Origin of the sequence: Alteribacter lacisalsi (genome assembly GCF_003226345.1) — a bacterium.
In the GTDB taxonomy this organism is placed as follows: domain Bacteria; phylum Bacillota; class Bacilli; order Bacillales; family Salisediminibacteriaceae; genus Alteribacter; species Alteribacter lacisalsi.
The window spans coordinates 187,908-210,365 of the sequence record NZ_PDOF01000001.1 but is presented as its reverse complement, the minus strand read 5'-3'; the positions used below and the strand labels follow the sequence as shown (position 1 = coordinate 210,365).

Sequence of the window (22,458 nt, the reverse complement as noted above, 5' to 3'; positions counted from 1 at the left end):
ATCTACCTAAAAATATCATTGTACTAATTCAACAACACATATTAAACCACTTCAAATCAGAGAATGCAAGCCCTGTTACACATCTTTCATGGATTTGACTATAACACAGAAAGAAGAACAGAAATGTATGCGCATACCTTTACTGTTTCCATAGACACCGGTAAATATGAAGGACGCTTTTAAGTCTTTATTCCTGACTGAGATGAGATTCAAACCAGTCATCGATTCGCTTAATCATGTCAGCAAGAGCCTGTTTATTTGTAAATGAGGGCAGCTCCGCAAGAAGTGCCTGGCGCGGTTTTTCAATTCCATCTGCTTTTTTCCGCAGAACAAAAATACTTTTGGCCTGCTGCTGGTGCTTGAACATCGACTTTGGCAGCTGAAGAAGGGAGTAAATAACGGCTTCCTTCTTCAAATACGCATGAAGCGCACTCGCTTCATCGGTTTCAAAAAGAAAATTCGGCACAAGCAGGATCATAAAGCCCCCGTCTTTTACGTGTCTGAGACTCTGTTCAATAAGAAGGTGGTGAACATACGAGTGGCCGCCCTTGCGCTCAAGCTCATATTCTGAGGCTGTTTTATCGTCAGGGTAGTACCCGACCGGCAGATCGGACACAACAAGGTCCACATTCGTTACATAAGGTGTTGCGATACTGTCCTGATGAAACAGATCCACGTTATGCTTCTGCAGGTTCGCATTCACATATGCCAGCTTGATGAGAGTTTCATCCGCATCGCCTCCGACTGCGTGAAAGTTTCTCCGGGCCTGATTCATTACCGCTGTCAGCAGGTTTGCAGAACCGACAGCCGGATCAAGAATGACGTGTGTCTGTTCCTGTTCCCGGAGAACAAGCTCAGCCAGGTGCCCCGCAAACAGAGAAACAGCGTCCGGAGTCATGGCATGGTTCGCCTGGGTTGCCTCCTTCATGCCTTTGAGTACTGCAAGCTGAAAGGCTTTGCGGATCTCTTCCGATTTAATTTCTTCCAGATCCGGCACAGATTTAATCAGGGCATCCAGTTCCTCCTGAGCATCCCCTTCAAGTTTAATGGTAGTCTGCCCCTGGAGAATCGATTCTCCACTTTCGGCAAGGGCATCCAGATAAGGAATGCCTGAAACCTTATGAATTTTCTCTGCCGCCAGATCGAGTGCTGTATATAATTTTTCAGTATTGGTTTCTGATTGCATTATCTTCACTCCTGTCCACTTATCATCTTAGCCATCTAAACAGTTTACCAGACCGGCCGGCTGGTGCAAATAAAGAAGTTCAGCCCTCTTCTCCTGCACATCCGGACAAAAAGAAAGACAGCCGGAATTCAGCTGCCTTTGCCTGGAAGATTTTCAAGAAATAATTGAATCAGCGTGCGGTGCGTGCTGCATCAAGAGCAGCATCGTAATCCGGGTGGTTCGTCACTTCTGATACATATTCCGCATAAGTAACCTTGTCGCTGCTGTCTACTACAAAAATAGAACGGGACAGAAGACGAAGCTCTTCAATTACAACACCGAATTTCTTTCCAAAGTCCAGATCACGGTGGTCGGAAAGAACCTGCAGGTTATCAATGCCCTCGGCCGCACACCAGCGCTTCTGGGCGAATGGAAGGTCGGCACTGATAGTGAAGATTTCAACGTTGTCCAGTTTTGCTGCTTCTTCGTTAAAACGGCGTGTCTGCTGCTCACAGACGCCTGTATCGATAGAAGGAACCACACTGATCAGGCGTACTTTTCCTTTGCTGTCGGACAGCTTCACTTCCGAAAGATCGTTTGCAAGAACGGTAAAGTCCTGAGCCATATCCCCTTCATTTACCTGATTTCCTGTGAGTGTTACCGGGTTTTCTTTAAATGTAACGTTTACCATAGCCGAACTCCTCCTCATGTAATGATAATAGATACCATCTTTAAAATAACACAAAACAGGTCCGGTTAAACAGAAATGCGTTCTCCCACCTGCAGTAAAAAAGCCGTTTAGGAGATAGTTCCCTTTCCATCGTTTCGCTTATCACCTTGCCCAGGCACCCCTGCAAAGAAAAAAGCCCCCGCCTGTATGACGGGGACCCTCTGCCGGGACGTTTAAAAATCGAGCGATTCTCCGCTCTGTTTGAATTTCTGCTGACTAGAAGCCTGTTGACCGTTTTTCTGGTTCTGCTGAAGCAGCTGCTGAATTTTATCTACGACCTGCGGCGCAAGATCGAGCAGTTTTTCATACAGATGGGTGCTCTGATCAAGGTGAACCATTTTAACTCCCTGCGTGCTGACGATTAAAAAGGCAATCGGAGTGATCGATACACCACCACCGCTACCGCCGCCAAACGGGTGCTTCTCTTCCCGTTCTCCGTGGGAACCTCTTGTTTCCACAATGAATTCACTTCCTCCGGCTGCAAAACCGAAGCCTACTTTACTGACTGGCATGATGACACTTCCGTCTGGTGTTTCTACAGGATCACCGACAATCGTGTTTACATCAACCATTTCTTTCAGGTTTTCCATGGCTGTTTTCATCAGCCCCTGAATTGGATGGTCAGACATTCATATCCCTCCTCTGATCATTGGACTTTTCTGGAAAGTAAGGTTGCCCCTTACGCCAGTGTCTGAAGACTTTAATGGCCGCGAGCATAGCATGCCCGATGCGGAAAGATATCATACAGTAAAACTCGGTCCGGGAAACCGCCATGTTAAATACCGGCTGCACCTGAAGATCGGGAAGACATTTAACGCGAAAATAATTTCCGATCAGTCCTGTCACATTCCCTTTTACAGCCCAGATGAGGCCGCTGATACTCCCTGAAAGGGCGGCATCGGTCGTGCCGATTACTGATTTCCACGTAAGTTTTTTCACCCATACCCGTGAAAGAAAATGGCGGACAATGGTGTGAAAGCCGAAAACGTGTTTCAAAAAGCGCTCAAATTGACGCATGTCGTAGAGGATGTCGTGAATAGAGACTTTCTCCTTTGTTTCCTTTTCATTTGAAGCAGAGAATCCGGTTTTTTCCTCCATTACGATTGTGGGTGTTTCATCATCCACTGCGATGACCGGAACCCGGAATGTGTATCTGATAATCCACCAGAGAACACCTTTGATTTTTAACTCATCGTTATCCCCGTCATGGAAATAATGAATATGTACAGTAATTTTTGAAAACATCAGGATAATAAAAATAACAGTAAGACTTACAATTATGACGCCAATCCAGATCAACATGCACACCTCCTCCCCTGACAGTATCGGCCAGAACACAAAAAATAAACCTGCCCTAAAGGACAGGTTTATTCAGCTGCCTCCTGAACGAGAGGCCGTTTTCTTCTCGGTTCGAGTACCACGGTGGTATCAGCGAACTTGTCATGAATGCCCTGCTTGCGGCTGTCAAATGCCACAACGAGATACAGCAGATTGGTTATGAAAAGGGACTGGTGGATAAACCGCCCGAATACTTCGCGGATAATTACGTCGCCCCAGGTTAGTGTTTCTTTTTTTACACTGATCACCCGGACGCCAAGAATCATTTTGCCGAGCGTCTGTCGGTATACTTTCGTCATGACTACAAAGTACGTAAAGGCTGTAAGCGCACTCAGAAACCCAGCAAGACTGTAAATTCCGATGGAAGCATTCTGAATGCCGCCAAGACGGAGCAGACTTCCTGCAATCACTCCGCTCAGGCTGGAGACAAGAATAACATCAATGGTATATGCCCATAATCTCATCCAGAACCCGCCGAGCTGATATTCGTGGACCGGCTCGGTACTGGTGGCCGCCTCTTCTGCAGCAGGATGATCCTGACGCGTTTCCACTTTATTTTCCTCACTGTTATCAGTCATATTCTCCACCTCACTGCGAGTACAGATACATCAGACGTGGTGCGTCGGACTGATGCATCAGCTCTTTTATGGAATAAAGAGTAAAAGGATCACCGAGGAAATGATTAGCTGTTACGCCCATAAAGGAAGCAAAGCCGGCTGGCTGGCGATATTCCACCACGTCGATATTGCCTTTTCCAATATCTTCACGAAAGTCATCAATGACATCACTCAGGTCTCCCAGTCCATCAACGAGGCCTGCTTCGTAAGCCTGGTTCCCTGAATAGATCCGTCCATCTGCCAGTTCGAGAACATCTTCACGGCTCATCTCTCGTCCATCTGCAATAATATCCACAAAACGATCATATGATTCGTCAATCATCGACTGCAGAATCTCGCGCTCATCGTCTGTCATTTCACGGGTAGCAGACATGATATCTTTATAAGGACCGCTCTTAATTACTTCCTCGCTGATACCCAGATCTTCTGCAAGGTCAGCAAAGTTTAAGGAACTCATAATCACACCGATGGATCCAGTTATGGTCTGCGGGTGAGCATACACCTGCGCAGCCGGTGCCGCGATATAGTATCCTCCGGAAGCAGCCATGCTGGCCATACTGATATAAACCGGCTTATCGGACTCTTCCTGAATTTCAATAATCTTATCATGGATCTGATCACTTTCCATGACGCCGCCGCCCGGTGTGTTTACACTGATAATAATCCCGTCAACGTTATTGTCCTCTGCTGCGGCATCAAGCTGCTTTAGAAACCGTCTGTGATTATAGGCCCCTGATTCGAAAAGTGATGGTGTATCGTAACTGCTCTGGATCACACCGTTTAAGTGAATGACCGCAATTTTCCCTCGGCCGTTCCCTTCTTCCAGCACGTGTTCATCAACCACCTGCTCTTCTGCTTCAAAAAAGTCATCCAGATCAAACGTCACCACGTTTACTGCCAGGCTGAATAAACTTGCCACTGTAAAAAGCAAAGCAGCCAGCCCGACTGCGAGCCATCGTTTTCCGTTCATAGTAGAACCTCCGCTATTTATGTATTTTGTCCGCCCTCTGCTTGTTTCCCTTTGCCGGGGGCAGGATTTTCCAGTAGAATCAAGAATTAGTAACGACAGGGCTATACTATTCCCTGTAAAGGCAAAAAATGAGTAAACGATGAAAGGAAGAGCAGACATGACAGACAGAAAAAACGTATACCTTCATTATGTTGAATCAGACGCCTCACCTGAAAAAGTAGACCAGCTGCTGGCACTTGGAAAGCAATACGGCTTCAGCCTCGTGGATAATGTGGAAGAGGCCAACATTATTGCCAGTATCGGCGGGGACGGGGCATTCCTTCAATCGCTCAGGCGGACTGATTTTCAGGAAGACTGCCTTTATCTTTCAATAAACGACAGCCACCTCGGCTTTTATGCCGACTTCGATCTTGATGAACTGGACAAAGTGGAAGAAGCCATGAAAACCGGCATGATTGAAGTGCTCCGCTATCCGATTCTGGAAGTGTCAGTTGACGGGCAAAAGCCTTTCTTCTGCCTTAATGAATGCTCCATCCGTTCCAATGTGATTAAGACGTTTGTTGTTGACGTCCATATAGATGACCTTCATTTTGAAACATTCCGTGGGGACGGACTGGTCATTTCAACACCGACAGGCAGCACAGCCTACAACCGATCACTGAAAGGCGCAGTCGTGGATCCCCGCCTTGCTGCCATGCAGCTCACGGAAATCGCCTCAATTAATAACAACGCCTACCGGACCCTTGGTTCCCCTCTTCTTTTAAGCGGCGACCGGGAGCTGATTCTCAATGTGGTTCAGGACGGAAATGATTACCCGATTATGGGTGCTGACAACGAGGCACTTAGCATCCGTCACAGTAAAGAAATCCGCATTAAAGTGTCCGACCGCGAGGTGAAAATGCTCAAACTGAAGGACAACACCTTCCTTCACAAAGTAAAAAGAAGCTTTCTGTAAACTTTCAGCCCAGGGCCCGAAAGGCAGCATGTCTGCCTTTCGGGTTTTTTCTGCCTTTTCCATTCTATTACTCTTGTTTGTACATCACACTCTCATCCACAACGGTCATCGTCACGCTGCAATCAAGCCACTCATCAGGCTGAAGCTCAAACAGATCACGGTTCATTACCGTAAAATCGGCAGTATATCCTTCTTTAATCAGTCCCCGTTCGTGTTCTTTTACGATTGCAGAGGCACTGCCGGTGGTAAACAGCCGCAGCGAATCAAACAGGGTAAGTTTCTCATCAGGAAGATAGCCCTCGTGAGTTTCACCCGGTTTTCTCCTCGTGACGGCTGCATGAATGCCGAGAAGCGGATCAGGAGGCTCAATTGGAGCATCAGAACCCCCTGCACAGGCAATTCCTTTTTCCATGTAGGTTTTCCATGCAAATGAATGAGCCAGCCGTTCTTTCCCAAGGCGTTTTTCAACCCAGGGGAAATCCGAAGCAACAAACCTCGGCTGAATATCGAGCACAACAGGAAGCCTCCGCAGCCTTTCTAAAAGATCAGGGGCTGTTACCTGCAGATGAATGAGTCTGTCCCTCATCCCTGGTGGAGGCGGATGGGCCTCCAGCGCATCAACTGCGTATTCCAGGGCCAGATCACCGATTGTATGAATTGCAACCGGCATCACAAGTTCACGGGCAGTAGCCACGATTCTCACCAGGTCATCGGGCTGGTGGCTGGCCACGCCATTCGTGGAAGGATCATCGCTGTATGGCTCACGGAGCAGGGCTGTTCTACCGCCGAGAGCTCCGTCACCAAAAACCTTAACGGCGCCGATCTCGAGAGTATTGTTGAGATCCCCTGTCTGATACCCTGCTTCCCGGAGCAGGCGCGCCACTTCGTGATGAACAAGCAGGTTGGCTCTGAATTTTCTCTTCTTGCCATCGATTACATTTTGAAACGTCTTTAAAGTGAGAAAGTGATCACCGTAGTAATTCAGATCCTCTGTATGAGCCCCCGTAAATCCTTTTTGCCACAAGTCTTCGAGAGAGACTTTCAGCGCTTTTTCCAGATAGTCCCCATCAATGCCCGGCATCACCCGGCGGACAAATTCCTGAGCCTGATCGTGAAGGTATCCAGTGGGCAGCCCGTCTTCATCCTTTTCCACCAGCCCTCCCGGTGGATCTGGAGTAGAGGCATCGATACCGGCAAGCTCAAGTACTCTGGTATTTACCAGCATGGCATGCCGGCACACTCTGGAGACCGCAACAGGGTGATCCGATGTGATCTTGTCCAGTTCCCGCCTGTGGGGGACCACTGGAGGAGTGAACAGATTTTCGTTAAAGCCGTCGGCAATCAGCCACTCTCCTGCCGGCAGCTTTTCTGCACTTTCCCTGAGAAGGCTCATCATTTTTTCAACGCTTGTGACTTCTGAGAGATCAAGCCGCTGCAGTTTTTCTCCGTGACCGATCATATGCAGGTGGCTGTCCGTAAACCCGGGATACATCGTACCTCCGTTTATATTTTTTTCAGAAGTAATCCGGTCTCCAAAGCGGCTGCGGAGATCCTGCTCATCTCCCGCTGCCACAATTCTTCCTTCTTCTGTAAAGACGGCTTCGCAGGTATCTGCTTCCGTTACCAGCGTCCTGACTTTCCCGCCAAACCAAAGTGTTCCCATAACCAGCGTCTCTCCCCTGTAAAAAAATTCAGGCAGAACCTGCCTTGGAGGCTGGTTCTGCTTTCGGGACCATTCCAATGTCTTCCTGTCTATTTTACTCTTCATAAACACGAAAATCAAAGCCGGAGCAGCCTCGGGTCTGTAATATATTGAAAGTGTCTGGAAGAGAATCCTTATAAATTCCTTTCAATCCAGTTGGAACATTCGCAATCACCTGTACACCGCTGGATTATTTTCAGTTTGTCTGAAAAGCCGCATCTGTTTCATTCTCTTTCTTTTTCGGACAATGAAAAGGAGCGCCCACATGGGACGCTCCTCTAATCCATATTATAATTATTGACGACCACCTAGTTGCTGCTCAGCTTGCTGAACAAGACGCTTAGTGATCTCACCACCAACGGAACCGTTAGCGCGAGCAGTAGAATCCGGGCCAAGTTCTACACCGAATTCCTGAGCGATTTCGTACTTCATTTGATCAAGAGCCTGCTGGACACCAGGAACTACTAGTTGATTAGAGCTTCTGTTGTTTGCCATGTTATTCACCTCCCTTGTAACAGTAGGATGCTACAGAAGGTAGATTCACATGCAAAAATATTTATGGTTTTTTATCCAATTAATGGAACGATCCTAGAGCAGGTCTTCAAACTCCTTATCCAGTTCCTCTGCAGAGGACAGTTTTTGTTCATAAGTTCCTTCGGCAGCCTCTTTTACAATGGCGTCAAGATCAAGAGAACTTTCAAATCTGTTCGCTTTGTTACGGTTAGGCTTTGTTTTCGTCTGCGGCGGAAGAAAAATTGTACAGCAGTCCTCATAAGGAAGGATAGAGAGCTCATACGTGTCGATTTTCTGCGCAATTTCAATTACTTCCTGTTTATCCATGGCCACCAGTGGCCTCAGAATCGGCATGTTCGTTACTTCATTGATGGTATGCATACTGTCGAGTGTCTGACTCGCCACCTGACCAAGACTTTCTCCATTCACAAGAGCCAGCGCATCGCGCTTTCCGGCCACTTTCTCAGCAATCCTGAGCATAACTCTTCTCATAATCGTCATCTCATATTCTCCGGGCACGGCATCATGAATCTGTTTTTGCGCCTCAGTAAACGGAACAACATGCAGACGAATCTCTGTGCCTGCATAACGTGAAAGTACCTTCGTCAGATCCTTTACTTTCTGAAGGGCCCGTTCGTTTGTAAATGGCGGACTGTGAAAATGGATGGCCTCCATTTCAACCCCGCGCTTAAACATCTGATAACCTGCAACCGGGCTGTCAATTCCTCCGGACAGCATCAGCATCACTTTTCCGCCTGTGCCAGTCGGAAGTCCGCCAGGGCCATATTCCGTTCGGCAGGTAAGATACGTTCCATCCTGACGCACTTCTACTCTGAGTTCCACATTGGGATTATGAACATCCACTTGGATTTCTTTTGTATTTTTAAGCACTTCCGCTCCCAGTTCGCGATTGAGCTTCTGGGACCGTACCGGAAATGTCTTGTCAATCCGCTTCGATGTTACCTTAAATGTTCCTTTTTCAGCAGGAAGCGCGTCCTTTATAGCATAAACGGCTCCTTCACGGATCAGATCAATGTCATTTTCAAGCTTCAGAGCGGGGCTGATTGAATGAATTCCGAAGAGCCCTTTCAGCACTTTTGAAACACCTTGTTCATCATGCCCATTAAGCTGAACAAACATTCTCCCGAAAGACCGTTTTACTTTCACTTCGGGAAAGGATGTCTTCAGCGCCGTCCTCACATTATGCTGGAGTCTTTTTTCGAACTGGCTGCGGTTTTTCCCTTTCAGGGACAGTTCTGCGTATCGGACAAGAATGTGATCATACGTCATCTGCTTCATTTGGAAACCACCTCTAACAGAGAAGGAACAATCTCCTTCGTATAGTGTAAAAACGTCCTGATTTCGGAGTCCGTGTTTTCATAACTGAGTGACACACGAATGCCGCTTGCTGCCCGGTCACGGTTAAAACCGCAGGCACTGAGTACTCTGCTCGGTTCCGGCTCCTTTGATGAACAGGCACTTTTCGTCGATACATACATTCCTTTTTCCCCGTATGCGGAAACGAGCACTTCCGGCTTCACACCGGGAACCGAAAAATTCACAATGTGAGGTGCCCGGTTCGCTGATGTATTAACCGCAATTCCCTCTATTTCCTGAAGCGAGGCGATCAGTTCATCTGTTAAGGAGAACAGTTTCCGGTTTCCCTCTGCTGATCTTTCAAAATGAATCCGCATCGCTTTAACAAGAGCCGCTGCTCCTGCAGGATTTTCTGTTCCTGCTCTAAGTTGATGTTCCTGTTTTCCTCCTGAAAAGAGTGGCGAGAGCACGATTCCTTCACGTGCAAAAAGAAGACCTGTCCCTTTCACGCCGTGAAATTTATGTCCTGAAACCGTGCAGAAATCAATGCCTGAATCTTTGATGCGCAAAGGGACTTTACCGATTCCCTGTACATGATCGACATGAAAAAGAATTTTTGGGAACTGCTTTAAAAAATTCCCTGCCTCTTTTACCGGGTTAACGGATCCCAGTTCATTGTTAACATGAATGAGGGAAACGAGGATCGTATCCTCTCTTACCGCTTCTTTCAGATCAACAAGGCTGATCACGCCGTCTTTGTTAACCGGAAGCCAGGTCACTTCAAATCCTTCCTGTTCAAGCTGCTGAAAAGTTTCAAAGCTGGATGGGTGTTCGGCTTCAGAAGTAATCAGATGCTTCCCTCTGGATCTATGCCTCACCGCTGTTCCTTTCAGAGCGAGATTATTCCCTTCCGTTCCACCGGAAGTAAACAGGATTTCCTTCGCTTTTACGTCCAGAAGCCTTGCCGCCATCTCACGCGTCTGGTTCATCAGCCTCTCTGCCTGCTTCCCGGCTGGATGAAGAGAAGACGGGTTGCCGAAAAAATCATGGGCTACTTTTGTATATGTTTCCAGTACCTCTTCGTAAGGTCTGGTCGTTGCACTATTGTCAAAATAAATCATGTTAACTTTACCCCCAAATGCCGTAAAACCGTGCATTTTCGTCTATACTATCCAACAGCTAATCTTACCACAAGTGCGACATTTTTCTACAGTGTAAATGTGAATTTTTCAACGTCCCTTTCTTGAACAGGTACAATCAAACAGAAACTTTCTTTCAATTTTAACTGTTTACAACATTTCAAGATGTGATAAAATGACCTTTGTCTTTATTCCTTTAAAGCTTTTCAGCAGATTATTTAAGGATGGGAGGCCATCCGGGAGGTAACATCAATGAAAAACGAGAAAACGCTTACACCGAGAGAGATTTGGACGATTGGTTTTATGATGTTTGCTCTGTTCCTGGGAGCAGGCAATCTGATTTTCCCTCCTGCACTCGGGCAGGAAGCAGGAACAAGTGTATGGACAGCCGTGCTGGGATTCCTCGTGACAGGGGTCGGGCTTCCCGTGCTCGCCATAATAGTAGTGGCAAAATCCGGCGGCGACCTCCAGAACGTTTCCGTGCGGGTCGGACGGATATTCGGTTTATTTTTTCCACTTGCCGTTTATTTAGCCATCGGTCCTCTTTTCGGGATTCCCCGTACCGGCAGTGTAGCATTTGAAATTGGTGCACTTCCCTATTTGGAAGGAGAAGGGCACAGCCTGTTTATGCTTGTTTTTACCGTGTTGTTTTTCGGGATAAGTTACTGGCTCGCTCTTAACCCTTCAAAACTTGTATCCAGAGTTGGTAAATTTCTCACACCTGTTCTTGTAGGACTTCTGGCCATACTTGCGGTGAACGTATTTGTAAGGCCTCCTGGGGACATACAGCCACCAGAAGGTGCCTACAGCAGCCAGCCGTTTTTCACAGGTTTTCTTGAAGGATATCTTACGATGGATGCAATCGCCGCCCTCGTATTCGGTATTGTTGTAATTTCAAGAATTAAGGAATACGGGGTAACAGATTCCCGCCAGCTTACAGGGAAAGCTGTACAGGTAGGTCTGATCGCCGGCACGGGCCTTGCGCTCGTCTACTTTTCACTCGCTTATCTCGGAGCGACAAGTGTAACTGCGCTCGGCATTCAGGAAAATGGCGGACTGATTCTCACATCCGTATCCCAGATGCTCCTTGGTAACATTGGTCTCGTCCTTTTATCCTTTGTTATAACAATTGCCTGTCTGACGACATCTACCGGTCTCATTTCAGCATTTGGGGAGTATCTGAAGAAGCTCTTTCCCAAGGTTCCCTATCCCCTTACAACCGGCATCATCGCTCTTTTCAGTCTGACGATGGCCAATATGGGGCTTACACAGTTGATTCAGTTTTCTCTGCCCATGCTGATTATGATTTATCCGGTTGCGATTGTCCTTATTGTACTTGTATTGGCTGATCCCCTGTTTAACGGGCGAAAAGCCGTGTACAAAGGTGCCGTTGCAGGTGCAGCTCTCGTAAGTATCCCTGAAGGACTTATTACCGCCGGGCTGTTCGCCGACTTCCTTGCCGGCACGGTTGGTGCGCTTCCGTTTTTTGACCTCGGCATTGGCTGGGCGGTACCTGCCCTGGCTGGTGCAGCAGCCGGATTAGCCGCCTCTTCAGTAAAAAAGAAATCGATGTAATTCTTCTGATAACCGACTCCCCCCAGTAGCGAACTTCAGGCTGATGAGATAAGGTTCTCATCAGCCTGAAGTTCGTAAAATGGAGCAGGTCCCCTGCCTTATCCCTTCTGGAATTTCCCTGTCCTTATTAAATTTGTTTATTGTTTAATGACTTCTTTATCCGGTAATACGCCTGGTACGGTTTTTTAAGGAATAACGAAAACCCTGCAGCCGCGGTTTACACCGAAGGCTGCAGGGTTTTTTCATTTTCCTTTTGTACTTTCTCTAATGCATGTGGGTCGACCGGGCGAATTGCCTGGACACTGATATTCAGCGCGTCCTCATACTGGTAATTTCTGAAGGCATCTTCTGCCTTAAGGAGCTGCAGATTCAGGCTGTCGCTCTGCCTGCGGTATCGGTTCCCATACTGGATAAGGCGCTCGGCCAGAGTAGCGGTTTCAATTACATCACCGATCGTTTGCGTTACATTTGTGATATGATCATGTGCCTGATCAACGTGTTTTGTAACGTCTTCAATGGAAAGAGGCACTTCATCGAGCTTTCCCGCTGCACGGATAAACGCTTCCTCAGCTTTGTCTAATTCGGAAAGAACCTGTCGAGGCAGACCGGGAATATTACTTCTCTGGAGCTTCTTCTGTGTATTAATGAGCTGCTGCTTAAGTTCCCGCAATGTCTCCTCGGCCTTCCGTTCATCCGACCGCATCTCTTCAAGCACTTCTTTCGCCTGAAGCATTTCACGCTCGCCGTTCTCCAGCTTCGTGAGATACTCTTTGATCATGGTTCTGACTGCTGTATATGTCTGTTTCGAGTTGTCGTAGTAATCCTCAATGATCATAAACTGCTGAGTAAGATCCCGGACAGTTTTTTCAATCTGGTACTGCTGTTTGTAGTCATCTTCTGTCAGCCTGTACGTGCTTTTGACTTCATCGGTTTCTTCAATTAACTGACGGTAAAGATCAGGAAGCAGATCGACTCTGGCGCCGACCTCCTGGATCTGCTGGGTAACTACCTGTTTGGAAAGGGCTTCGTATTCGAGGTTCTCATAGATCTCATCGATCGTCCTCTGGATAGCGGCAACCGGCTCTTTTACTTTCTCAACCTCAACCTGGTCAATGCTCTCAGCCAGTCCGGTCAACGTTACTTTCATTTCGGTAATCTGACTCCCAAACGAAAAATGTTCAATGGCAAAGCCCTGCTCCTCCATCTCTTTAAGACCCCGCTCCAATTCCGTAAGCTGCTTAGGCAGTTCTTTATCAATAAGAAGGAGATACTGGGGAACTTCCTCAATGAGATTGTGGATCTCCTGGAGAGAAATTTTCATCTGTTCGAGCGTCTGACGAGCCTGCAAATAGTTCCCTTCCAGTGTTTCTTCTTCAAACTGTTCAAATGAACCATGGACATTCTTCATCATCTCATCAAGTTTAATCCCTGCTTTTCCCAGGGCGCTTCGTTTCATCCATAATTTCTTTTTGGTCTCATCGTAATAATTTTGAACATCATTAATTTCTTCCCGGTTATGCTCTTCACTCTCAACCAGTTCATTGATTTCTTTAATCATATTCTTCATATGGCCTTCAACAGCAGCCAGCGTAGTGTCTACTTCTGCGATCAGCTTTTTCGCTTTTTTAAATCTGTAGCGGTTTGCCGCATCTTCGATATCAAACAGCTTTTCTTCTGCATCAGGAAGCGCTTTTGTCAGGATGTCATCCCATTCGGACCGCCATGCTTCAAAACGCTGCTCGGTTTCGCCTGACATGGTCAGACCTTTAATCTTTCCTATTTCTTCTGTCACCGGTTCGTTCATGATTCTCATTTTCCACTGTTCAAGCCGGTCCACTTCTTTATATATGCGTTTTCTTGCCAGCGTCCCTGCAATAAAAAGAATCACTGCAAGCGCTGCAAGACTGTATAAAATGGGAATCATCTGCTGCCTCCTCTGTCATTAAATATGTATGAATTATGTAAAACAACTTGTGTTTATTGTTTATCCCTGTCGAATCGAGTGCTTTCGTATCAGATGACACCGATAAGTATAAAGAATAAACCCGTCTGCCCGACGGATCCGATTTGATGATATGCCTTGTCTACCTTATAATATCATGGAAAAATATATATTTGAGCGGTTTTATTGGATTTTTTTTAGTTCTTTCTCCTTTTTTTATGAATTACGACAAAATACTTGAAATTCCTTAAGGAGGTCCCAGCACATGTATGACGGACACGTTCACACATCTTACTGTCCACACGGTTCAACACATCCGATCCGTGCCTATATTGAACAGGGAATCAGACTCGGTTATAAGGGGATGACTTTTACCGAGCACGCACCGCTTCCCGAAGGCTTCACAGATCCGGTACCTGAACAGGACAGCGCCATGAAAAAACATCGGCTTGAGCAGTACATCGACGAACTTCAGAGCGTTAAGAAAGAATACAGGGACGACATTGCTGTCCGGATCGGCCTTGAAGTGGATTATATTCAAGGGTTCGAACAGGAAACAAAGGCTTTCCTTGATGAAACCGGTCCAATGCTTGATGACAGTATACTGAGCGTACACTTCCTTAAAGCAGGGGGGCAGTATACCTGTCTTGATTATTCACCGGATTCGTTCGCTTCACTGGTGGATCAGCTCGGTTCTCTTGAAGCTGTATACGATCTGTATTTCAGTACCGTTTCCGCTTCTGTAAAAGCCGGTCTGGGCAAATACAAACCGAAACGGATCGGTCATCCTACCCTTGTCCGAAAGTTTCATAAACGCTTCCCGGCATCCTTTCCAATTCTCCCGAAGGTGACAGCCCTTTTTGAATCCATCAAATCAGAAAACCTCTCAATAGATATGAATGGAGCCGGGCTGATTAAACCGCTGTGCGGAGAGAGCTATCCTTATTTTTCAGCACTCGAAGCTGCAGACAAAATGGGCATTCCTCTTATTTACGGCTCCGATGCTCATGCTCCTTCCAAATTGGCCACAGGAGCCGTTACGCTTCATAAACGCTTCCAGCCTGCAGGGCCGGAAGCTCAGTGACGTAGGAGTTCTTTCGGAATCTGTCCATTGAACAGCTGGGAAAGCCAGCCCGTCAGTTCTTCGTAGTATTTCGTGAGGAAGTGTGTTTCATGGGGCATCAGATGATACACTTCCCGGATATACTGCGGGTGCAGAAACGGGAGAATCAGCATTCCCCGGAGCTGCAAAATCCAATAGTCGTTCGGCGGGTGACGGAATTCTCCCTTCTCAAAACCGGTCCTGACAATGTTTTTGTAGAGGGACTTCTCTTTTGTAAGATACGTGGTCATCAGTTCCCTGACGAGCGTCGTATCAAGGGTAATTTCCCTGTGTACAAACCTTGCCAGATGATGACGCCGCTGCTGATAGGCCAGTGCGTCCCAGATCGCATTCAGCAAGGCCGCACCCGCACCGGTATGACCCATTTCATTTACGTGCCTTTCAATTGCGCCGACGTACCCTTCAAGAAAATCGGTCATCAGATGTTCAAGGAGCCCCTGCTTGCTGCCATAATAATATGAAATCAGTGCCACATTAGCATCCGCTTTTGCAGCGATGTCCCTTACCGAGGTTCCTGAATACCCCTGCACATTAAACAGATCAATCGCAGCTCTCATCACTTTTTCCTTTGAGGCTTTTCTCGATGGCATGGTCAATCCTTCCTCTCCCCGCAGAAACAGCTTTTCGTAAACATTGCACGCGGGCCGTTTCATTTTTCGTCTCACTATCTCTTTTATATCGTATTTCGTACAATAGGGACAAAATTCCTGCTTTTTCTCCGAGCCGATCTCTAACCGGCAGTTATTTTTTATGATATACTTTACAAAATTTCAACCGATGGAGGGTTCTGCTTTGTTTCAATCATCCGTTTATAAAGGGTCACTTTCAGAACAATACGATACGCTGCTGACTCAGTTGAAAGGTCTTCTTCACGATGAAGATGATCTTATTGCAAACCTGAGCAATGCATCTGCACTTTTAAATCAGTTCCTTAGTGAAGTAAACTGGGTCGGTTTTTACCTGTGGAAAAACGACGAACTCGTTCTCGGTCCGTTTCAGGGTATGCCGGCATGCGTGAGAATCCAGAAAGGCCGGGGCGTCTGCGGCACCTCTGCGGAGAAACGGGAAGTGATCCGCGTGGAAGACGTTCATGCTTTCCCCGGCCACATTGCCTGTGATGCAGCGTCACAGTCGGAGATTGTTCTCCCGCTCGTAAAAGACGGTGAACTACTCGGACTCCTTGATATTGACAGTCCGGTTAAAGGGCGCTTTTCCGAAGAAGATGAACGGGAACTGAAGAGATTTACCGATGTGCTGGTGGAGAACCTCTAAAAGCAGGGTTCTGTTTCAGTCCAGTTTTTGAATTACACTCACTTAGCTCCCTTTCCGCGGGCACCGCTTCAGCCTCCTCAGGAAAAGCGCCATGCGGGGTCTTCAGCCGGCGCTGTCCCCGCAGGAGTTCGCGCGTTCGCTGCAATCAACTCCTAAAAAACTCATATTAATTTTAAAGGCCCTCACCTTTGCTTTGAGTGGTCTTTCTTAATTGCTGTGTTTGTACACTTGGTACTTCTTGTTCAAAAATCACGAGACGCCTTTGCCCGCGGCAAGCGAGTGTATTTTTGAACAAGAAGCAAGAACAATCCTCTTCAGCTAGATGCTTAACGAAAACTTGACATTTCCTGTCCTCCGTTATACACTGTTCTTTGTGCAATAAAGACAGCCAACGGTAAACTTTATACAGCTTCATTTTATTCCCGTACTACGAGGTGCATCGCGTAACCTCCAGCTGTCGAGGCGATGGTGCATGAAAATAAAATGACTGTGTAATGGGATTGCCACTTACTGTTCTTTTTCACAAATCTTTTGATTTACGAAGGAGGAGCTATCAATGGCTCGATATACTGGACCATCATGGAAGCTTTCCCGTCGTCTTGGAATTTCTCTAAGCGGCACTGGAAAAGAGCTTCAGAAACGCCCATACGGACCTGGTGAACACGGTCCCAACCAGCGCAAGAAAATGAGTGAATACGGACTTCAGCTTCAGGAGAAGCAGAAGCTTCGCCACCTTTACGGCATGAACGAGCGTCAATTCCGCCGCATGTTCGATGAAGCTGGCAACATGAAAGGGATCCACGGTGAAAACTTCATGATCCTTCTCGAATCCCGTCTTGACAACCTTGTGTACCGTTCCGGTCTTGCCCGCACGCGCCGTCAGGCACGTCAGCTTGTAAACCACGGTCACATCACTGTAGACGGCGGCCGCGTTGACATTCCGTCATACCGCGTGAAGCCTGGACAGACAATCACCCTTCGTGAAAAGTCCCGCAACCTTACAGCTGTTAAGGAAGCACTGGACGTAAACGACTTTGTACCTGCATACTTTGAGTTCAACGCTGAAAGCCTTGAAGGCAAGTACACTCGCCTTCCTGAGCGTTCTGAGCTTCCAGCTGAAATTAACGAACAGCTTATCGTTGAGTTCTACTCTCGTTAATAAGCTTTCGGAAAGAGCAGATCCTGTTTACGCAGGGTCTGTTTTTTTGTGAAATGAATTGGAACGATTATAAATTTATTCGTAAAAGAAATCTTTGGCCGCTAACCTTTGTATAGTTACCAGCCGCTTCATATCATAAGTTGTTTACGCTCCATGATCATTTAATTTGTACTTCTTAATCCGTCTCATGATGGATGACTGCGAAACCCCCAATGCCTCAGCTGCTTGTCTCGTTGTTTTATGCTTCTTCATTGCGCCTGCTATTATTTCTTTTTCAATTCTTTCCATAGTATTTGGAAGTCCTTCATTGTCTCTCATATAATTTCCACTATCCGTAAATTCATCAGGCAGAAAGCTTCCGGGAAGATCCTCTGCAGTAATCCTGCTTTCCGATGAGGTAATCACGAGTCTCTCAATGAGATTTTCCAGTTCTCTGATGTTGCCTGGCCATTCATATGAAGTCAGTGTATCAATTAAGCTGCTGGAAAGAGTTTTTGTCTGGTTATGAATCTGATTGAAGTAGTCTACGTTCATCTGAAGAATCGGAAAGATATCATCTTTTCTCTCACGGAGCGGGGGAACATGAACAGGGATAATGTTGAGCCTGTAATATAAATCCTCCCTGAATTCCCCTTTACGGGTCATTTCAAGTAAATCCTTGTTAGCAGCTGCTATAATTCTCACATCTGCTGTTTTCATCTTTGTTGCACCAACTGGTAAATACATTTTATTCTGTAGAAGCTGGAGAAGTTTAGGCTGAAGGTGAAGAGGTAATTCACTGATTTCATCAAGAAACAGCGTCCCCCCTTCAGTCATCTGTACCATCCCCTCTTTTCCTTTAACGTTTGCTCCGGTAAAAGCTCCTTTCATATAGCCAAACAGTTCGGATTCAATCAGATTTTCCGGGATGGCTCCGCAGTTGATGTGGGTGAATGGCTTGTCATGCCGGTCACTTAACCTGTGGATCCTTTCTGCAACTGCGTTTTTTCCTACCCCGGTTTCACCAGTTATAAAGATTGTCGTGTTAACGTTCGCCACTCTTTGGATAAGCTCGGAAAGTTCCCTGAAGACTGGCCCATTACCGATAAATCTTCTTTCCTTTAAAGGCTTTCGCTGTTTCATCTGTCTTATTTCCTGACTATATGTTGCCAGAAGCTTTTCAGCATCCTCAAGTTTATTGGAGGCGGTGATCGCTTTCGTGATATCTCTGGAGTGAACAACAACAAGTTCATCTTCACCAAACGACAGGAGGTGTCCTGTCACCAGGTATCTTTTCTGATCTGGCAACGTCTGAATTGTACTGATATTATTTCTGGACTCAATAACCATACGGGTAATTGAGGGGCTCATAATCCCTTTCTCTTCAAGATTGAAGACATCTTTCCCTATGAGTTCTGTGGATGGCAAATTTAATATTCTTTCACTTGCTTCGTTTACCCATAAAGTCATTCCCGTCCCGTCAGCAAAAAACAACCCATCATTAATAACATTTAGAATTTTTTTGAATGGAACTGATTGAAAAATCTCTGATGCTTCCATCATAAGTCCTCCCTATACTTCTCTCCGCTGGAACCTGACAACCTGGCGCAAGTTGATTGATTTTATTGTACGAGTCAATTTCGGTTCAATTCTGAAGTCAAAGCGTTTCAACTGAGTCGGTATTGAATACACCGAACCGAAACCGATTCAAACTGCGCCTTTAATCGTTAATTATAAGGAAAAAACCATTCTTTTTCTACAAAATTCAGTATTTTCATAAAAAACAACTGGCATCGAACTTGCATTATACAAATATGAACAATAGACACCCGGGAGGTGAGATGGTTGAACTTTCACGTATTCATTCTTTTCTTTAACGCTTTTTTAACAACTGTTATTTCTTCAGCAATCGTAATCTGGATCCTGAGAAAACAGTACCTGCCTGCTATCAGAAAAGCAGAGCGGGAGGAACTTGAAAAAGGAAATTCAAAAGCAGTGAAGTGATACAGATGAATACTAAGGGGGAAATTGAATATGACACAGGTTATCTTTTACGTGGTACTGGCCCTTTACGTTATAGCCGGAGGTCTTATATCACGCTACATCAAAACCAAAGATGATTTTTACATTATGGGTGAACGAGGTTCCACACTACTCATAGTCGGAACGCTTGCCGCCACATACCTGAGTGCGGTGACTATACTCGGGATAGCAGGCCAGTCCTACGCCGAAGGGCCTCTTGTAATAGCAGCCCTTGGATCGTTTGGTGCCTGGCTTGGTACTCTCATCGCCGTTATTTATATAGGACGAAAGATGAAAGCACTCGGCTGTAAGACAATGCCTGACTTCTTTGAGAAACGTTTTAAAAATAAAACTGTCAGTATTATTGCCCTTATCATCATGATTGTGGGCCTTCTCGGTTACGGGGTCATCCAACTGATCGGTGCCGGTCTGGTGCTCAGTGAAGTGACCGGGATTTCATTTGCATGGATGATTGTGCTCTTTACGATTGCCCTTCTTGTTTTCTGTGCCTTAGGCGGCATGTACGGCGTGGTGATTACAGACACACTCATGCTCTTTACAATGCTGGCCATTTCAGTTCTGATCGCCCCTCTTATTATGGGACAGGCTGGCTTCGCTGAAATGAAGGCTCTTGCTGAAACTACACCATTTTACTGGACCATCGGCGGTGCAGAGCAGCGCCCTCTCGGCTGGTCCATCTCCCAGTTCCTTGTATGGATCCTGTTCTTTGCCTGTACACCAGCCCTTGTTTCACGTGTATTTCCGGCCAGGAACGATTTTGTTATTTTAAAGGCTGCTGTCATCGGGGTCTTTCTTGCTCCGCTTATGCAGGTCACCGTTTTCCTGGCTGCAGGCGGCATGCAGGTACTGCAACCTGGAATTCAGGATACGGATAACGTCATGGTTATCGGTTTTCTTCAGGAAGTTCCCGCTGCACTCGGAGGACTCGGACTTGCCGGTCTGATGGCCTCTATTATGTCAACAGCTTCCACCCTTTTTGTCTTGACCGGTTTTGCACTGGCCCGAGACTTGTATGAAAACATCTACGGCAAAAAACTCTCTGAAAAACGCAGTCTGACTGTCGGCCGGTATGCACAGATTTTTATTGCGGTTCTTGTATGTATCATTGCCATCATGCGTCCGAGCGCCATTTACTGGATCTCAATTTACGCAGGTGCCATTTTTGCTGTAGGCTGGCTTCCAACGGTTGTAGGAGGGCTCGAATGGAAGCGGATGAACAGCAAAGCAGCAGTAGGCAGTATGCTGGTCGGAAGCTTAACCTTCATTCTGATCGATGAACTGGCCAGACGGGAGTTCATCACACTTCCTGTTCATATTGATTCCCTTATGATCTCTTTTACTCTTGGAGTAATCACTTTAATCGTTATCGGCCTGTTGACCAAACCGACAGCACATGAGCTTGATTATTATTACAAAATGAAGAAAACAAGTTTGTCCCATTCAACCATCAACAGTATTCTTTCTGAAGAAAATGGACTGAGCAAGCTCAAAAAACAGTACCGGCAGACCATGTGGATTTCACTGTCCTTTATTGGCATTTCAGCAGTTATCTGGGGCTTTTTCTTCGTAATGCTCGGACTCTAAATCAATTCTGAAAGGGAGATTTTGATGAAAAATACCGTTCATGAATCTTTACAGGCAGCTGTAAGTAAACAAATCGATTTGCTTTGGGAAGATGAGCTTGCGTTTTTGAAAAAAATCACAAGTTACAGGAGCACGCTGGGAAATGAAGCAGCCCTCCAGAACTTCATGGCAGATTATTTTCAGAGAGTACTCGGACTTGAAGTTGATTCTTTTGTTCCTGATATAAAATCCCTGTCAAAGCACCAGGCTTTTTCTGTGCCGGAGTGGCCGTATGACGGCAGACCAGTAGTTGTTGGAACAGCATTGAATGGAAAAGTCGGAAATGGAAAAAGCCTGATCCTGCAGGGGCATATCGATGTTGTAAGTGCAGAACCTGTGGCTTCATGGGACTATCCTCCATTCGAAGGGACGATTGAAGGCAACCGGATGTATGGCAGAGGTGTTCAGGATATGAAATCCGGGGTGGCGGCATTTGTTTTTGCCTACAGAGCAATCATGGAGGCTGGTATAGAATTAGATGCTCCCCTCACTCTTCAGTCCGTCATCGAAGAAGAATGTACGGGCAACGGTGCTCTGGCAGCTCTTGAGAAAGGCTATACAGCAGATGCCGCTCTTATTCCCGAGCCTTTCGGTCAGAAAGTCGTGAAGGCACAGGTAGGCGTGATCTGGACCAGAATTACGGTAAAAGGTGTAGGAGCACATACTGAACGGGCGCACCAGTCAGTAAATGCAATCGAAAAATCAATGGTTATACTGAATGCCCTGAAGTCCTACCAGTCTCATGTGAACAGCCAGCCAAAACACGATGACTTCAAGGGACACCCTCATCCTCTTAACGTCAATATTGGAAAGATCCATTCAGGTGACTGGCCGTCCAGTGTACCCTCAGAATGTGTCATGGAAGCCAGAGTAGGCTTCTATCCAGGGCAGGATCCACAGGACATTAAAGATCAGGTAAAGGCCTGGCTGCTTGAGAAAGCCTGTGAGGACGACTGGCTGAAAGAACACCCCCCTGAAATTTTGTTTTACGGATTCCATGCTGAAGGTGTAGCGCTCGATGATACAACATCGTTGTTCCACGAACTTGAAAAGTCTCATGAAGCAGTGTCAGGCAAACCTCTCGAAAGAACGGAAATCACCTGTACAACCGATATCCGTCACTATAACCTGCACTACGGAATTCCGGCAACCTGCTACGGTCCTGTCGGAGGTAATATGCACGGAATAAACGAGTGGGTTGATCTTGACAGCCTCAAGGAAGTAACAGCTGTTTACGCAGACTTTATTCTGCGCTGGTGCGGTATCAGAACAGGAGACGAAAGGGGACATTCTTAA

General features: G+C 46.5%; 21 protein-coding genes. 8 read left to right on the top strand and 13 right to left on the bottom strand.

Annotation, left to right across the window (positions count from 1 at the left end):
- Nucleotides 1–187: 187 nt before the first annotated feature.
- The 6 genes from CR205_RS00965 to sppA all read right to left on the bottom strand — a co-directional run bounded on the left by CR205_RS00965 (nt 188) and on the right by sppA (nt 4,820).
- Complete coding sequence (locus tag CR205_RS00965) at nt 188–1,186, bottom strand: class I SAM-dependent methyltransferase (protein WP_110516047.1); 999 nt, start codon at nt 1,184–1,186, stop codon at nt 188–190.
- Nucleotides 1,187–1,355: 169 nt separating this feature from the next.
- Complete coding sequence (gene tpx / locus CR205_RS00960) at nt 1,356–1,856, bottom strand: thiol peroxidase (RefSeq protein WP_110516045.1); 501 nt, start codon at nt 1,854–1,856, stop codon at nt 1,356–1,358.
- Nucleotides 1,857–2,068: 212 nt separating this feature from the next.
- Entirely contained in the window at nt 2,069–2,524 is a 456-nt protein-coding gene (gene ytfJ, locus CR205_RS00955; RefSeq protein WP_110516043.1) for a GerW family sporulation protein, read from the bottom strand.
- Entirely contained in the window at nt 2,517–3,197 is a 681-nt protein-coding gene (locus tag CR205_RS00950) for a DUF2953 domain-containing protein (RefSeq protein WP_110516041.1), read from the bottom strand. The genes ytfJ and CR205_RS00950 overlap by 8 nt, the downstream gene beginning before the upstream one ends.
- Before the next feature lie 65 nt (nt 3,198–3,262).
- Entirely contained in the window at nt 3,263–3,811 is a 549-nt protein-coding gene (locus CR205_RS00945) for an RDD family protein (RefSeq protein ID WP_110516039.1), read from the bottom strand.
- 10 nt (nt 3,812–3,821) lie between these two features.
- The gene (sppA, locus tag CR205_RS00940; RefSeq protein WP_110516036.1) at nt 3,822–4,820 is read right to left on the bottom strand and encodes a signal peptide peptidase SppA; all 999 of its coding nucleotides are present in this window, start codon (nt 4,818–4,820) and stop codon (nt 3,822–3,824) included.
- Nucleotides 4,821–4,977: 157 nt separating this feature from the next.
- On the opposite strand from sppA, the gene CR205_RS00935 reads away from it, so the two are divergent.
- Nucleotides 4,978–5,775, top strand: coding sequence for an NAD kinase (locus tag CR205_RS00935; protein ID WP_110516034.1), 798 nt, complete (start codon nt 4,978–4,980; stop codon nt 5,773–5,775).
- Between the two features lie 67 nt (nt 5,776–5,842).
- Here CR205_RS00935 and CR205_RS00930 read toward each other — a convergent pair whose 3' ends face one another.
- From CR205_RS00930 to CR205_RS00915, 4 genes are all read right to left on the bottom strand, one after another.
- Nucleotides 5,843–7,438 (bottom strand): amidohydrolase, encoded by a 1,596-nt coding sequence (locus CR205_RS00930; protein ID WP_110516032.1) that lies wholly within the window; start codon nt 7,436–7,438, stop codon nt 5,843–5,845.
- A gap of 333 nt (nt 7,439–7,771) precedes the next feature.
- Nucleotides 7,772–7,972, bottom strand: a complete 201-nt coding sequence (locus tag CR205_RS00925; protein WP_110516030.1) for an alpha/beta-type small acid-soluble spore protein — start codon at nt 7,970–7,972, stop codon at nt 7,772–7,774.
- 93 nt (nt 7,973–8,065) lie between these two features.
- Nucleotides 8,066–9,289: a tRNA uracil 4-sulfurtransferase ThiI gene (gene thiI / locus CR205_RS00920; RefSeq protein WP_328587705.1), complete on the bottom strand. Its 1,224-nt coding sequence runs from the start codon at nt 9,287–9,289 to the stop codon at nt 8,066–8,068.
- A complete protein-coding gene (locus tag CR205_RS00915) occupies nt 9,286–10,428 on the bottom strand; it encodes a cysteine desulfurase family protein (protein ID WP_110516028.1) in 1,143 nt (380 codons plus the stop codon). The genes thiI and CR205_RS00915 overlap by 4 nt, the downstream gene beginning before the upstream one ends.
- A 270-nt stretch (nt 10,429–10,698) precedes the next feature.
- On the opposite strand from CR205_RS00915, the gene brnQ reads away from it, so the two are divergent.
- The gene (brnQ, locus tag CR205_RS00910; RefSeq protein WP_110516026.1) at nt 10,699–12,021 is read left to right on the top strand and encodes a branched-chain amino acid transport system II carrier protein; all 1,323 of its coding nucleotides are present in this window, start codon (nt 10,699–10,701) and stop codon (nt 12,019–12,021) included.
- A gap of 217 nt (nt 12,022–12,238) precedes the next feature.
- Here brnQ and ezrA read toward each other — a convergent pair whose 3' ends face one another.
- Complete coding sequence (ezrA, locus tag CR205_RS00905; RefSeq protein ID WP_110516024.1) at nt 12,239–13,945, bottom strand: septation ring formation regulator EzrA; 1,707 nt, start codon at nt 13,943–13,945, stop codon at nt 12,239–12,241.
- A 283-nt stretch (nt 13,946–14,228) separates the two neighbouring features.
- On the opposite strand from ezrA, the gene hisJ reads away from it, so the two are divergent.
- Nucleotides 14,229–15,047 (top strand): histidinol-phosphatase HisJ, encoded by an 819-nt coding sequence (gene hisJ, locus CR205_RS00900; protein ID WP_110516022.1) that lies wholly within the window; start codon nt 14,229–14,231, stop codon nt 15,045–15,047.
- Here hisJ and refZ read toward each other — a convergent pair.
- Entirely contained in the window at nt 15,041–15,676 is a 636-nt protein-coding gene (gene refZ, locus CR205_RS00895; protein ID WP_110516021.1) for a forespore capture DNA-binding protein RefZ, read from the bottom strand. The two genes, hisJ and refZ, sit on opposite strands and share 7 nt — an antisense overlap.
- Nucleotides 15,677–15,878: 202 nt before the next feature.
- Between refZ and CR205_RS00890 the strand changes: the two genes are divergently transcribed.
- Both CR205_RS00890 and rpsD read left to right on the top strand, forming a co-directional pair.
- Complete coding sequence (locus CR205_RS00890; RefSeq protein WP_110516019.1) at nt 15,879–16,358, top strand: GAF domain-containing protein; 480 nt, start codon at nt 15,879–15,881, stop codon at nt 16,356–16,358.
- 556 nt (nt 16,359–16,914) lie between these two features.
- Nucleotides 16,915–17,517: a 30S ribosomal protein S4 gene (gene rpsD, locus CR205_RS00880; protein WP_110516015.1), complete on the top strand. Its 603-nt coding sequence runs from the start codon at nt 16,915–16,917 to the stop codon at nt 17,515–17,517.
- A gap of 144 nt (nt 17,518–17,661) precedes the next feature.
- Here rpsD and CR205_RS00875 read toward each other — a convergent pair whose 3' ends face one another.
- Complete coding sequence (locus CR205_RS00875; RefSeq protein ID WP_328587704.1) at nt 17,662–19,056, bottom strand: sigma-54 interaction domain-containing protein; 1,395 nt, start codon at nt 19,054–19,056, stop codon at nt 17,662–17,664.
- Nucleotides 19,057–19,341: 285 nt separating this feature from the next.
- On the opposite strand from CR205_RS00875, the gene CR205_RS20370 reads away from it, so the two are divergent.
- Genes CR205_RS20370 through CR205_RS00865 form a run of 3 tightly spaced genes read left to right on the top strand, consistent with a single transcriptional unit; the run spans nt 19,342 to nt 22,458 of the window.
- Nucleotides 19,342–19,500, top strand: coding sequence for a hypothetical protein (locus tag CR205_RS20370; protein ID WP_201745331.1), 159 nt, complete (start codon nt 19,342–19,344; stop codon nt 19,498–19,500).
- A 30-nt stretch (nt 19,501–19,530) separates the two neighbouring features.
- Nucleotides 19,531–21,123 (top strand): sodium:solute symporter family protein, encoded by a 1,593-nt coding sequence (locus tag CR205_RS00870; RefSeq protein ID WP_110516010.1) that lies wholly within the window; start codon nt 19,531–19,533, stop codon nt 21,121–21,123.
- 24 nt (nt 21,124–21,147) lie between these two features.
- Nucleotides 21,148–22,458 carry an ArgE/DapE family deacylase gene (locus tag CR205_RS00865; RefSeq protein ID WP_110516008.1) on the top strand — a complete coding sequence of 437 codons (1,311 nt, stop codon included), beginning with the start codon at nt 21,148–21,150 and terminating at the stop codon, nt 22,456–22,458.